Consider the following 13,607-nt stretch of genomic DNA (forward strand, 5'->3'; position numbering starts at 1 on the left):
GAGGAGTTTAAATGAATTTTACAGATTTAATGCCGCTTATCATCATAGCGGTCATTCTAATTGCAGTTGTTGTACTATTTACTTTTATTCCAGTAGCATTGTGGATTAGTGCATTAGCTGCAGGGGTTAGAGTTAGTATTTTCACGCTGGTAGGTATGCGCTTGCGACGAGTTGTGCCGAGTAGAGTCATTAATCCGTTGATTAAAGCTCATAAGGCTGGTCTTAATGTAAAAATCAATCAGTTGGAAAGCCACTACTTGGCAGGTGGTAATGTGGACCGAGTTGTTAATGCCTTAATTGCTGCACACCGTGCTAATATTGAGTTAACATTTGAACGTGCTGCTGCTATTGACTTAGCAGGTCGTGATGTATTAGAAGCTGTACAAATGAGTGTCAATCCAGAAGTTATTGAAACCCCATTCATTGCTGGTATTGCTATGGACGGGATAGAAGTAAAAGCAAAAGCAAGAATAACCGTTCGTGCAAATATCGACAGACTTGTCGGGGGTGCCGGTGAGGAAACTATTATAGCACGTGTTGGTGAAGGGGTAGTAAGTACCATTGGTAGTTCTGAAACACATGCACAGGTTTTAGAAAATCCGGATTCCATTTCTCACACAGTATTAGCTAAGGGGCTAGATGCAGGTACGGCGTTTGAAATCCTATCTATTGATATCGCTGATGTAGATATTGGTAAAAATATTGGTGCAATCCTGCAAACAGACCAAGCGGAAGCAGACAAAAATATTGCGCAAGCTAAGGCAGAAGAACGTCGTGCCATGGCTGTTGCTCAAGAACAAGAAATGGTTGCTCGTACTCAAGAAATGCGTGCAAAAGTTGTTGAAGCAGAAGCGGATGTACCACAAGCATTGGCAGAGGCTTTGCGTTCTGGGAAAATGGGAGTTATGGACTACTTAAACTATCAAAATATCAATGCAGATACAGATATGCGTGACACTATTGGTAAGTTAACAAAAGAAAATGATGATAATAATGATAACTAATAAATTATTTTTTATTAATGAAGGAGGAGTTTAATGGAGGGGTTATTCGAAGCGATTTTTAGTAATTTCTTTTTAATTCTTATTGTCATTTCCGGTATTATTGGATTTTTTAGAAATAATTCTGGAGAAGATCAAAAGAAAAAACAATCAAATCGACCGATGCGCCCCGAAACTCCTTCAAATAGGAACCAGAGGGCAGACAGTCATTCTAAACCAATAAATCAATCTAGTCCGACAATGACTATGACGGTCGAAGAACAACAACAGCAACAGATGGAGCGATTGGCGAGTCGATTAAAAACAAACGCGAACCAGCCCTTAGATGATAATACAGAGAACCCCATGATTAATGAAAATTTAGCGGGCTTATCTAGTCATAATTACTCCAAGGAACAAAAGGAGCTAAAAAGGCAAATAGGTACGAATTTAAAGGGGAAAGGGTTAATACAAGGGATTATTATGTCAGAGGTTCTAGGGTCACCGCGTGGAAGAAGTCCGTATCGGAATGTTATACAAAAACGTCAGATGAAATAAACATTAAAAGAAAAGCTATTAACGGATAAGCATAAGCTTATTGCTGTTAATAGCTTTTTTTGTACCGAGAAATTTTGTGTTCAAATTGAAATGTGATGTTCTTATCTCTTTAATACATTCATACTATGTATGTGAGAGGGGGATGCATACGTGAAGAAATTGCAACAGCGTATCCAATCATTATTAATTAACTCTTTTGCACTTCCTTCTGATGTTATTCTCGAGTTACCAAGAATAACAGTCATTGGACAAATTCATGTGTACATTGAAAATCATCAGGGATTAGCAACCTATTCTGATACGGAGCTTAAATTAAAAGTGAATAAAGGATATGTACAAATAAAGGGAAATTCTTTTGTATTAAAAATGATGCTTCCAGAGGAAATATTACTGGAAGGTACTATCACTGACATTACATTTTTGCCAGATTAATATATTCAGAGTTTTAGGAGGAAGAAATGAGACAGGTACAAGGCACTTTTTTCACAGGATATGTAACCATTGTAGTTAAAGGAAATAACCCTGAATTATTTTTTCAAATGTGTACAAAAAGAGGTATTACCGTTTGGAATATTAGAAAGTTAGAACAGGATACTTGTGAAGGTAATATTAAAATAGCAGATATTAAAGAAGTAAGAAAATTAATAAGAAGAACTGAATATAAGCTATCCTTTACCAAAAGAAAAGGGTATCCTTTTCTTTATAAACGGTTTATACGAAAAAAACCATTGCTGGTTGCTCTTACGTTAAGTATATTATTGGCATTATTCTTATCTAATATTCTATGGAAAATTGAAATAACGAATGTTCCTAAAGAAATAGAAGAAAAAATAGAGAAACAGCTGGATAGATATGGTATTCACCGAGGGGCATGGATATTCTCATTAGAGTCTCCCAATACTATCCAGCAAAAATTAGTGGAAGATGTTCCAGAATTATTATGGGTAGGTGTCGATCAAAAAGGGACAACCTATTATTTAGAAGGAGTAGAAAAGGTCATTGTAAAAGAAGAGCAGAGAAGTGGGCCCAGAAACTTAATAGCCACAAAAAAAGGTGTTATCAAAAATATGTATGTTGCAAAAGGACAGCCCATGGTTCAAGTCAATGATTATGTGGAACAAGGTGATTTACTTGTATCAGGTGAAATCAATGGGAATGAGGACAAAAGTGATCAAGAGGATGAGGAAAAGAAGGAGAAGGCAGTTGATTATGTGGCGGCAGAAGGTGAGATTACAGCACAAACTTGGTATGAAGTAAAAGCTACTGTTCCATTACAATATAATTATGAAAAATTAACAGGGAATAAAGAAAAGAAGTATTTCCTTGAACTGGGGGATTTTCGATTACCTATATGGGGATTTCGTAATCCTGACTTTGATGCAATTCATTATGAGATTAATGAAAAACCAATAAATTTTTTAAGATGGGAATTACCAATAAAAATAGTGGATACAGTACTTAGTGAGAAAAAATATCTTCAAGGAGAAAGAACACAAGAAGAGGCGATTAAATTGGGGATAAAGCAAGCTAAATCTGATTTATTGTTAGAATTAGGTCCCGATGCAAAAATATTATCTGAAAAAGTTTTGCATGAATCTATGGACCATGGTAAAGTAAAATTAACCTTATATCTTACAGTAGAGGAAAATATTGCACGTGGACAACCTATAAATCAAGGAGATTAGTTTATGTCTGAAAATTTAACGGAAATTGATTTGCATGTAGCAAATCCAAACGAAGCCTTAGCTTTATTTGGTACAAATGATAAACATCTTAAATTATTAGAAAAAAAATTAAATGTTTCCATTGTGTCAAGGGGAGAATTAGTAAGTGTATCAGGTGAAGCGAAGGCAATCACGCTGGTTCAAAATATTTTAACAACCCTTCTTACAGTAGTTCGAAAGGGGATTACAATTTCCGAGCGTGATATTGTTTATGCAGTTGATTTAGCTAAAGAAGGTAAAATAAATCAACTTGAAACACTCTTTGAAGATGAAATTACTAAAAATGTTAAGGGTAAATCAATTCGTGTAAAAACACTAGGTCAAAAAAGCTATATTTCCGCAATTAAGAACAATGATCTTGTGTTTGGTATTGGGCCAGCGGGTACTGGAAAAACGTATTTAGCGGTTGTGATGGCAGTTAATGCCTTGAAAAAAGGTGAAGTAAAACGAATTATATTAACAAGGCCCGCCGTTGAAGCTGGAGAGAGTTTAGGTTTTCTTCCAGGTGATCTGAAAGAAAAAGTTGATCCTTATTTAAGACCATTATATGATGCACTGCACGATGTTCTAGGTGCGGAACATACCTTACGATTAATTGAAAGAGAAACTATTGAAATAGCCCCGCTCGCATATATGCGTGGTAGAACACTAGATGATGCTTTTGTCATTTTAGATGAAGCTCAAAATACGACAACAGCACAAATGAAGATGTTTTTAACAAGATTAGGCTTTGGTTCAAAAATGGTTATTACTGGTGATATTACGCAAATAGACTTACCAAAAGGAGCAATGTCTGGTCTGCAGGTTGCAGAAGAGTTATTGACAAATGTAGATGGTATATCTTTTATCTATTTGAATCAATCTGATGTAGTTAGACACCCATTAGTTCAAAAAATCATTGAAGCATATGAAAAAAGTGATTCCAGATATTAATAATTAAAGTAAGACCCAAATAAATGGGTCTTATTTCTGTCTCTGAAATCGTGAATAGGTGTGAAACAAATGAAAAGAAATTCTGGATGGTCAATTTTTCCATTTAAAAAGGTAAAACCAAGATGGTTGATTTTTCCTACTGTCTTTTTGTTAGGTGTAGTCACCTTTTTGGTCACAGTTAATAATATATCTACAGAGACATATGATATAGAAAGATTTAGTATCGCTACAGAAACCATTCGTTCACCAATTAGTTTGGAGGATGAACAGGAAACAAAGCGAAAAATTCGAGAAACTGTTCAATCGGTAGTAGATCGATACGACATACATAATGAGATAACGATAGAGCAGATTAGTTATGCAAATGAGATTTTTGATGCTATTTCAACTTTAGATAATGAAAATGGTGAGGCAGAATCAACGGAGGAAGAAAATCAAACAACAGGTCAAGAAAGCGTTCGGAAATTAAAGGAGCTATTATCAAAGGAAATAACGGAAAATATAAGTGATGAAACACTATTGCAATTAATGCAAATACCTAAAAGGGAACGGGAAATTGGACTCCATTTTCTACTTCGTAATTTAGAGGAAACATTTAATAACGGTGTTCGAACAGAAAATTTACAAACAGCAAAAGCTAAGATAGGAGAAAGTATTAAAAATTCTACACTATACGAGGACTTAAAAGAGCCTTTACAGAATCTAAGTGAATTTCTTGTTGTCGAGAATTCATTTTTTGATGTGGAACAAACGATGGAGGCACGAAAAGAAGCAGCTAGCAGAGTAGAACCAGTAATGATAACAGCTGGAGAAGTAATTGTCCATGAAGGTCAAACGATTACAGATGAGATATATGATAATTTAGAATTAGTTGGTGTTCTAGATGGGCAGCGTAATGTTCTTCCAATTATTGGTTTAGCTTTATTAATCATATTATTATGTTCTGTGTTAGTATTTGAGATGAACTTATTAGACAGGAATAATAAATTAAATCAAGCTAAGATTATAACTGTAATTATTGTTTCTATTCTTAGTATTGTCTTGATGAAAATTGTAAGTTTATTTATTCAAGAATATAGTCAATTATTTTATCTTGTACCGATTGCAACTAGTGCACTTCTTTTGAAATTACTCATCAATGAACGGATTGCCTTTATATTATCCATATTTTATGCCATTATAGGTAGTCTTATTTTTAATCATGAAATAGTTGGATACCTAAATGTAGAGGCTGGAATCTATTTACTATTCTCCCAAGTAGCAGCAGTTTATTTTCTAACGAATGTCAAGGACCGTACCACTATTTTAATGTCTTGTTTTGGTGTAGGTGTAGTTAATCTAACAGTGGTACTATCATTTTTATTTCTTTCTATTGAAAAATATGCACTGCAGGATTTATTTATTCAGTCAATATTAGCATTGATTTCATCTCTACTATCCGTTGTACTAACGATAGGCTTATTACCGTTTTTTGAAACGATATTGAATATGATATCTGATGTAAAATTATTACAACTATCTAATCCGAGTCATCCTTTACTTAAAAAAATATTAACCGAAGCTCCGGGTACGTATCATCATTCAATAATGGTTGCTAATTTAAGTGAGACTGCTTGTGAAGCGGTAGGAGCAAATGGCTTATTAGCTAGAGTTGGTGCATATTATCATGACATAGGGAAAACAACGAAGCCAAATTACTTTGTTGAAAATCAATTGTCGACTAGAAATCCACATGATTTTATTGATCCTATCATGAGTGCTAAAATAATAATTAGCCATCCCTATGATGGTGCGGAATATTTAAGAAAATATCAATTTCCTAAAGAAATTATTGATATCGCAATGCAACATCATGGAACTTCGTTATTAAAATACTTTTATTTTAAGGAAAAAGATAATAATAAACATGTAAAAGAATCTGATTTTAGATACCCAGGACCTAAGCCTGCATCAAAAGAAGCAGCTATTATTTGTATCTGTGATTCTGTTGAAGCTGCTGTTAGAAGCTTAAAGGAGCCTACTGAAGAAAAAATAGAAAATCTTGTATCGTCCATTATTAATGACCGAATGATGGATAATCAATTGGATGAAAGTCCGTTAACACTCAAGGAATTAAAAGTTGTACAAAATACAATTTGTGAAACACTTAAGGGAATATTTCACTCTAGAATACAATATCCAATGGAGGAGGATAAATAAAATGAATATAGACTTTCACGATAATACTAAAACAATCAAAGAGGATATAATTGATTTATTGTATCGTCTACTTCAATTTGCAGCTAAGGAGGAAAATGTTTTAAGTGAGGCTGAAATGTCTGTGAATTTCGTTGATAATAAAGAAATACAAGAAATAAATCGAAACTACCGGCAGAAAAATACGCCAACAGATGTTATCTCCTTTGCTATGCAAGAAACAGTTGAAGGTGAAATGGATATAAATGATGACGAAGTGAATTTGCCCCTTACATTGGGAGACATTGTTATTTCTGTTGAAAAGGCTAAGGAGCAGGCAGAAGATTATAATCATTCCTTCGAAAGGGAAATTGGATTTTTAGCCGTTCATGGGTTTCTTCATTTATTAGGTTATGATCATATGACCGAAGAAGATGAAAAAAGGATGTTTGGAAGACAGGAAGCAATTTTAGGTGAATTTGGTCTTGAAAGGTAAGAGGAAAAAAATTGGTTTTATCTATGCTTGGAATGGATTAAAGGAAATATACAAAACTGAATTTAATTTTCGCATTCACTTATGCGCTGCCATTTTGGTGATTATTGTTAGTGTAGTTTTACAAATAACTCTAATCAAATGGGCGATAGTTATGCTCGTTATAGCATTTGTATTAGTTGCAGAAATTATTAATAGTGCAGTCGAGAAAATGATTGATTTTATAAAACCAGAATACCATCCGGTAGCTGGAGTGATAAAAGATGTAGCCGCAGCGGCAGTACTTTTGTCAGCCATTTTTGCGGTAATAATTGGTATTATTATTTTTTTACCCGAATTATATGAAATCTTTATAAGGTAAGCCAGCAAAAAAGGCTTATCTTATTTTAATTGGTTATTTTTGGAAGGTTGTTTTGTGATAAAATCTATAATACGTTTTAACTTGACTCCTTTGGCAATATGTTGATTTTCGCTACAAAGGTAATCCATTTCTGCATGTTATGCGAATAACGTGTTATTTTATAGAAGGAAAGAAACTTTTAATAGCTTTTGTCGAATGTATGAAACTAATAAGAAATTGTAGTATTATATGTATTAATTACATTACAGAAAAAGACACATAACGTCCTGGAGGATTCAATATGGAAATTACGAATTATAAATCTGGCTTTATTGCTATTATTGGTCGACCGAATGTAGGGAAATCTACATTTTTAAATCGAGTCATTGGACAAAAAATCGCCATAATGAGTGATAAACCACAAACAACACGAAATAAAATTCAAGGTGTTCTAACAACAGATGACGCACAAATGATTTTTATCGATACACCTGGTATCCATAAACCGAAACACCGGTTAGGGGATTTCATGGTACAGGTTGCTGAAAATACATTAAATGAAGTTGATGCCGTTCTATTTATGATAAATGCAAAAGAAGGTTACGGTAAGGGTGATCAATTTATTATGGATCTCCTCGAAAAAGTTAAAAGCCCTGTTTTCTTAATTATAAATAAAATTGACTTGGTTCACCCAGAGGAATTACTTCCGCTAATTGAACAATATAAGGATAAGGTAGATTTTGAAGAGGTTATTCCTATATCTGCATTAGAAGGGAATAACGTAACTCTCTTATTAGAAGGGTTGAAAAATCATTTGCCAGAAGGGCCACAGTTTTATCCAGAGGAGCAAATTACGGACCATCCTGAACGATTTATTATTACGGAATTAATAAGAGAGAAGGTATTGGAGTTAACAAGAGAAGAAGTACCACATTCGATTGCAGTAATAATGGAAAATTTAGAGAAAAGAGATTCGAATGCTATCTTTATTCAAGCAACCATTGTGACCGAGAGAAAAACGCAAAAAGGAATATTAATTGGTAAGCAAGGAAGCATGTTAAAAGAAATTGGCAAAAAGGCACGAAAGGATATCGAAGCATTACTTGGATCTAAAGTTTATTTAGAATTATGGGTAAAGGTGAACAAGGATTGGAGAAATAAACAGAGTCAACTAAATGAATATGGTTTTCGCAAAGATGAGTATTAATTAGTAAACATGGTAAATTTTAATACTTATGATTATGAAAGTGTGGGTCAAGCTAAGGGTACAGTTACATTATTTAAACTTTAGGAAAGGTGGTTTTTTCATGATCGACCTTACATGGAAACTTTTTAGTCAAACAGGCGATATTGAGACATATTTGTTGTATAAAGAATTAGAATCTGAGCAAGGCCACACTAATTATAGTATGAAGGAAAATGAAGAAGAATCACCACTTGAAACAAATTTATAATGTAACTTACTCAAGCACTTGCTAATTCAGGTTCATATATGGTAATTGGGAAAGGTGAAGCGGTGTGCTTGAAAAAATTGATGGATTTGTAATGAAAGAAAGAGACTATGGAGAGACACATAAGATTGTAACGATTTACAGTAAAAAACTCGGTAAATTCACGGCATTAGCTAGAGGTGCAAAAAAGCCAAAAAGTAGAATGGCTGCTGTAACGCAGCCTTTCATTTATGCTCAATTTTTTATTTACATCAATAAGGGGCTTAGCACGATTCAGCAAGGAGAAATCATTGATTCGTATCGTTTGATTCGTGAAGACATTGTAAAAACAGCTTATTCTGCTTTTATCATGGAAGTAGTTGATAAATTGATTGAGGAAAAGCAAAGTGATATTTACCTTTTTGAACAGTTACAGCATACTATGGATTATATTTCTAATAATGAGGAAGCAGAAATCCCTGTCATGATGCTCGAAATGAAGTTATATCAAAAAGGCGGGATTGCCCCTGTTGTAGATTGCTGTACTAACTGTGGAAATAAAGAGCAGCCATTTGTATTTTCGGTTGTAGAAGGTGGTTTATTATGCAGGCGATGTATGCAATTAGATCCTGATGCGTTTCGGCTTTCCAATTCATTAGTAAGACTTTTATATATTTTTTCTAAGGTGGAACTTGAAAGAGTAGGTTCCATTTCTGTAAAAGATGAGAACAAAAAAATGCTTCGTCGATTATTAGATACATATTATGAGCGGTATGGGGGTTATTATATTAAATCTAGAAAGTTTTTAAATCAGTTAGATATGTTTAAATAGGCTTTTATTGACATTCTGAATGGGATAAAGTATTATTTGTACATAAAGTGAAACTTCATTCAGTGAGAGGATTTACTTCTTTCACTGAATGTTAATGGAGCGAATTGGGTGTTTACTGGCTGTTGATTTTCACTTATCTTCATTGATCCACCTAAAACCTTGAAGTGGGTGGTCTTATAGCTAGTTAACCTACGATAATTCTAATAAAAATAGGAAATTGCGAAGAAAGAGAAGAGTATCTACTGCATTCTATTCTTAGCGAGTCCGGGATGGTGTGAGCTGGATAGTAGAAAGGTTGAGAAAGGCGCTCTGGAGCAATTGATATAAAGTGGCTCTATTTTAATAGAGCAATTAGGGTGGAACCGCGGTAAAAGCCGTCCCTATGCTGTTTAACTAGCATAGGGACGGCTTTTACTATTAATAAAACAATTGGAGGTATAAGATAGATGAATATCCAGAACATGATTTTAACACTTCAAAAATATTGGTCTGAGAAAAACTGTATTCTGATGCAAGCCTATGATGTAGAAAAAGGTGCGGGTACGATGTCACCGATGACCTTGCTAAGAAGTTTAGGTCCTGAGCCATGGAATGTAGCTTATGTAGAGCCTTCAAGAAGACCTGACGATGGAAGGTATGGAGAAAATCCTAATCGTCTTTATCAGCATCATCAATTCCAAGTTATCATGAAACCATCTCCAGAAAATATTCAGGAGTTATATTTAGATTCACTAAGGCAGTTAGGAATTGATCCTTTAAAACATGATATTCGTTTTGTAGAGGATAATTGGGAAAACCCTACATTAGGGGCGGCTGGACTTGGTTGGGAAGTTTGGCTAGATGGAATGGAAATCACACAATTTACCTATTTCCAGCAGATAGGAGGATTGGAGGCTAATCCTGTTTCTGTTGAGTTAACCTACGGAATTGAGCGTTTAGCAGCATATATTCAGGATAAGGAGAATGTTTTTGAATTAGAGTGGAATGACGGTGTTACAGTACATGATATTTTCTATCAACCGGAATATGAACATTCCAAATATACTTTCGAGGAATCGAACACGGAAATGTTATTTGAATTATTTACAATGTACGAAAAGGAAGCCAAAGTGACAATGGAAAAAGGATTAGTTTTTCCAGCATATGATTATGTTTTGAAATGTTCTCATACATTTAATCTTCTTGATGCCAAGGGAGTTATATCTGTAACAGAACGGACTGGATATATTTCAAGAATTCGTAAATTAGCTAGAAATATTGCGAAAGCTTATGTTGCAGAACGTGAAAGACTTGGTTTTCCAATGCTTAATAAGGAGGAGAAATAAATGACAAAAGATGTATTGTTTGAAATTGGATTAGAAGAATTACCTGCCCGATTTGTAGATGATGCAGAGAAGCAATTACTAGAAAAAACAAAAGATTGGTTAAATGACTTACGAATCTCCTTCGAAAAAATTACTACTTATTCAACACCTAGAAGACTTGCTGTATTGATTAATGGGATAGCAGAATTTCAGGAAACGATAGAAGAAGAGGCAAAGGGTCCTGCAGTAAAAATTGCAAAAGATGGTAATGGAGATTGGACGAAGGCTGCCATAGGGTTTACAAAAGGACAAGGAAAGACAGTAGACGATATTTATACGAAAGAAGTTAAAGGTACTTCCTATATATTTGTTAAAAAGCACATTGAAGGAAAAAAATCAGTGGAATTACTACCTGAATTTAAAACTATTATTGAATCTATTCAGTTCGGAAAAAATATGCGTTGGTCTACACAAACAATGAGATATGCACGTCCAATTCGTTGGCTTGTTGCTTTATATGGTAAGGAAATTGTACCGTTTGAAATTGCTTCTGTTCAAACAGGAAATAGGACATATGGTCACCGATTTTTAGGTGATAAAGTGATGATTAATAATCCAGAGGACTACGTATCTGTCTTACGAGAAAATTATGTCATTGCTGACCCTAAGGAAAGAGAGCAAATGATTTTATCACAGATTAAAGAACTGGAAAATCAGAAGAAATTTCGTATTCCAGAAGATAAGGAATTACTAGATGAAGTACGGAATTTAGTGGAATATCCAACCGTTTTCCTTGGTTCGTTTGAAGACAAATACTTGAAATTACCATCAGAGGTGTTAATAACCTCTATGAAAGAGCATCAGCGATACTTCCCAGTGAAATCACATGATGGTGAATTATTACCTGGCTTTATTGGAGTAAGAAATGGGGATAATCAATTCCTAGAAACCGTTATAAAAGGGAATGAAAAAGTACTTAGAGCACGTTTATCTGATGCAGAATTTTTCTATGAGGAAGATCAAAAACATTCGATTAATACGTACTTAGAAAAGCTAGAACGTGTCGTTTTTCAAGAAAAATTAGGAACGTATACAGATAAAGTTAATCGTGTAATTTCTATCACAAAGCAAATTTGTGATTTATTAGAAGTTGATTATGAAACAGCTAAAAAAGCAGTAAGGACTGCTGAAATTAGCAAATTTGATTTAATGACAAATATGGTTAATGAATTTACTGAACTGCAAGGTATAATTGGAGAAAAATACGCTGTTTTGTTTGGTGAGGATAAAGAGGTCGCTCAAGCTATTAGAGAGCATTATTTACCAAAACAAGCAAGTGGAATACTTCCAGAGACGATGGCGGGTCAGATTGTAAGTATTGCTGATAAATTAGATACCATAGTAGGCTGTATCTCAATTGGACTAACCCCTACAGGTTCTCAAGACCCATATGGATTACGACGTCAGGCAACAGGTGTTTTAAGAATTGCTAGTGAGAATAATTGGAATGTCTCATTAGAATCAATGTTAAATATTACAAATTCTGTTTATGAGCAAACTAATATCGAGATGCAGGATAAGGAGGAAATTTCAAATGCATTACATGATTTCTTCAAATTACGTGCATCATTCTTACTGAAAGAAATGAATGTTGAAACAGATGTTATCCATGCTGTAATTGAAAATAATATTGGTGTATTTAACTATACTGAGAAAAAAGCAAAGTTATTATCGAAAAAACGCAATGATGAAACATTCAAGCCTATACAGGAAGCATTAGTTAGGATATTGAATTTGGCGAAGAAAGCGGATCAATTTCAAGTGAATGAGACATTATTTGAGACAGAATCAGAATCATTCTTGTACAAGGTATTACAAGAAATTAAGGATGATTTTCAACAAGCAAATAAAATTGCGAATGCAGAATCAGCTTTAGATTCCTTAAGTAAGTTAGCAAATCCTATTCATGAATTCTTTGATCATAATATGGTGATGGCAGATGATGAAAAAATTCGAGCTAATCGTCTAGCACTTGTAAATACTATTGCTAATACTATTTTAGAGTATGCAGATCTTTCCTTAATTGAATGGAAGCAACATCAATAAAAAACATATAGTATAACTTAATTTCCCTTTCCATCATAAGTGAGTTATAATTATTAGTAATAGTATGTCATATTAGCAAGGCGGTGAAAGGGTGGAATTATCAAAGAGACAACAAGAAATCATAGAAATTGTTAAGGCTGATGGACCGATCACCGGTGAAAATATCGCAGAGAGGCTTAGTTTAACTAGGGCAACGTTAAGGCCTGATTTAGCTATATTAACAATGGCTGGCTTTTTAGAAGCTAGGCCAAGAGTAGGCTATTTTTTCACTGGTAAGACTGGTTCTGAATTGCTTTCTGAAAAAATAAAGAAGTTTAAAGTTCATGAATTTCAGCAAGTACCGATTGTTATTAAAGAAAATGTATCGGTCTATGATGCTATTTCCACTATGTTTTTAGAAGATGTAGGGACACTCTTTGTATTAAATGAGAAGGGTTGCTTAAGTGGTGTCCTATCTCGTAAGGACTTATTACGTGCAAGTATGGGGCAGCAAGATTTAAATAGCATTGCTGTACATATTATAATGACAAGAATGCCTAATATAAATGTTTGTCAAAAGGATGATTTATTGCTTGATGCAGCTCAGCAGCTGATTAACAAAGAAATTGACGGACTACCTGTAGTAAAGGAAGGTGAAGAAGGATTAGTTGTAATAGGGAGAATAACAAAAACAACTATTACAAAGGTCTTTGTAGAGCTAGCAATTGATAGCCATGTGTAAAATAGTTACAT

The 13,607-nt window shown here is 34.1% G+C and carries 14 protein-coding genes and 1 other annotated feature; all 14 genes read left to right on the plus strand.

All coding sequences use genetic code 11. The annotated features are described in order from the left end of the window. Nucleotides 1–11 precede the first annotated feature (11 nt). Nucleotides 12–1,004, plus strand: coding sequence for a flotillin-like protein FloA (gene floA / locus CAO17_RS05575; protein WP_085991868.1), 993 nt, complete (start codon nucleotides 12–14; stop codon nucleotides 1,002–1,004). Nucleotides 1,005–1,037: 33 nt separating this feature from the next. After that, nucleotides 1,038–1,538, plus strand: a complete 501-nt coding sequence (locus CAO17_RS05580; RefSeq protein ID WP_085991869.1) for a hypothetical protein — start codon at nucleotides 1,038–1,040, stop codon at nucleotides 1,536–1,538. Between the two features lie 150 nt (nucleotides 1,539–1,688). After that, nucleotides 1,689–1,970: a sporulation protein YqfC gene (yqfC, locus tag CAO17_RS05585; protein ID WP_085991870.1), complete on the plus strand. Its 282-nt coding sequence runs from the start codon at nucleotides 1,689–1,691 to the stop codon at nucleotides 1,968–1,970. A gap of 26 nt (nucleotides 1,971–1,996) precedes the next feature. After that, the gene (gene yqfD / locus CAO17_RS05590; protein ID WP_085991871.1) at nucleotides 1,997–3,223 is read left to right on the plus strand and encodes a sporulation protein YqfD; all 1,227 of its coding nucleotides are present in this window, start codon (nucleotides 1,997–1,999) and stop codon (nucleotides 3,221–3,223) included. Nucleotides 3,224–3,226: 3 nt separating this feature from the next. After that, nucleotides 3,227–4,195, plus strand: a complete 969-nt coding sequence (locus tag CAO17_RS05595) for a PhoH family protein (RefSeq protein WP_085991872.1) — start codon at nucleotides 3,227–3,229, stop codon at nucleotides 4,193–4,195. A 69-nt stretch (nucleotides 4,196–4,264) separates the two neighbouring features. After that, a complete protein-coding gene (locus tag CAO17_RS05600; RefSeq protein ID WP_085991873.1) occupies nucleotides 4,265–6,394 on the plus strand; it encodes an HD family phosphohydrolase in 2,130 nt (709 codons plus the stop codon). 1 nt (nucleotide 6,395) lies between these two features. Continuing rightward, complete coding sequence (ybeY, locus tag CAO17_RS05605) at nucleotides 6,396–6,866, plus strand: rRNA maturation RNase YbeY (RefSeq protein WP_085991874.1); 471 nt, start codon at nucleotides 6,396–6,398, stop codon at nucleotides 6,864–6,866. Then, nucleotides 6,856–7,224: a diacylglycerol kinase gene (locus CAO17_RS05610; protein WP_245831768.1), complete on the plus strand. Its 369-nt coding sequence runs from the start codon at nucleotides 6,856–6,858 to the stop codon at nucleotides 7,222–7,224. The genes ybeY and CAO17_RS05610 overlap by 11 nt, the downstream gene beginning before the upstream one ends. 280 nt (nucleotides 7,225–7,504) lie before the next feature. Beyond that, complete coding sequence (gene era / locus CAO17_RS05615) at nucleotides 7,505–8,410, plus strand: GTPase Era (RefSeq protein ID WP_085991876.1); 906 nt, start codon at nucleotides 7,505–7,507, stop codon at nucleotides 8,408–8,410. A 100-nt stretch (nucleotides 8,411–8,510) separates the two neighbouring features. Continuing rightward, a complete protein-coding gene (locus CAO17_RS05620) occupies nucleotides 8,511–8,657 on the plus strand; it encodes a YqzL family protein (protein WP_085991877.1) in 147 nt (48 codons plus the stop codon). Between the two features lie 64 nt (nucleotides 8,658–8,721). Next, nucleotides 8,722–9,465 (plus strand): DNA repair protein RecO, encoded by a 744-nt coding sequence (gene recO, locus CAO17_RS05625; protein ID WP_085991878.1) that lies wholly within the window; start codon nucleotides 8,722–8,724, stop codon nucleotides 9,463–9,465. A 213-nt stretch (nucleotides 9,466–9,678) separates the two neighbouring features. Beyond that, nucleotides 9,679–9,850: a binding site (T-box leader), on the plus strand. 61 nt (nucleotides 9,851–9,911) lie between these two features. Continuing rightward, complete coding sequence (gene glyQ, locus CAO17_RS05630; RefSeq protein WP_085991879.1) at nucleotides 9,912–10,790, plus strand: glycine--tRNA ligase subunit alpha; 879 nt, start codon at nucleotides 9,912–9,914, stop codon at nucleotides 10,788–10,790. Then, nucleotides 10,791–12,875 (plus strand): glycine--tRNA ligase subunit beta, encoded by a 2,085-nt coding sequence (gene glyS / locus CAO17_RS05635; protein WP_085991880.1) that lies wholly within the window; start codon nucleotides 10,791–10,793, stop codon nucleotides 12,873–12,875. A 91-nt stretch (nucleotides 12,876–12,966) separates the two neighbouring features. Beyond that, on the plus strand, nucleotides 12,967–13,596 hold the full coding sequence (gene ccpN / locus CAO17_RS05640) for a transcriptional regulator CcpN (protein ID WP_085991881.1): 630 nt from the start codon (nucleotides 12,967–12,969) through the stop codon (nucleotides 13,594–13,596). Nucleotides 13,597–13,607: the final 11 nt, after the last annotated feature.

Origin of the sequence: Oceanobacillus senegalensis, from assembly GCF_900176885.1 — a bacterium.
Classification (GTDB): domain Bacteria; phylum Bacillota; class Bacilli; order Bacillales; family Amphibacillaceae; genus Oceanobacillus; species Oceanobacillus senegalensis.

Excerpts from the sequence above, each read along its gene's own strand:
- CAO17_RS05595 (WP_085991872.1), top strand. The coding sequence starts at position 3,227 with ATGTCTGAAAATTTAACGGAAATTGATTTGCATGTAGCAAATCCAAAC.
- yqfD (WP_085991871.1), top strand. The coding sequence starts at position 1,997 with ATGAGACAGGTACAAGGCACTTTTTTCACAGGATATGTAACCATTGTA.
- glyS (WP_085991880.1), top strand. The coding sequence starts at position 10,791 with ATGACAAAAGATGTATTGTTTGAAATTGGATTAGAAGAATTACCTGCC.
- glyQ (WP_085991879.1), top strand. The coding sequence starts at position 9,912 with ATGAATATCCAGAACATGATTTTAACACTTCAAAAATATTGGTCTGAG.
- CAO17_RS05600 (WP_085991873.1), top strand. The coding sequence starts at position 4,265 with ATGAAAAGAAATTCTGGATGGTCAATTTTTCCATTTAAAAAGGTAAAA.
- floA (WP_085991868.1), top strand. The coding sequence starts at position 12 with ATGAATTTTACAGATTTAATGCCGCTTATCATCATAGCGGTCATTCTA.
- CAO17_RS05620 (WP_085991877.1), top strand. The coding sequence starts at position 8,511 with ATGATCGACCTTACATGGAAACTTTTTAGTCAAACAGGCGATATTGAG.
- era (WP_085991876.1), top strand. The coding sequence starts at position 7,505 with ATGGAAATTACGAATTATAAATCTGGCTTTATTGCTATTATTGGTCGA.
- CAO17_RS05580 (WP_085991869.1), top strand. The coding sequence starts at position 1,038 with ATGGAGGGGTTATTCGAAGCGATTTTTAGTAATTTCTTTTTAATTCTT.
- ybeY (WP_085991874.1), top strand. The coding sequence starts at position 6,396 with ATGAATATAGACTTTCACGATAATACTAAAACAATCAAAGAGGATATA.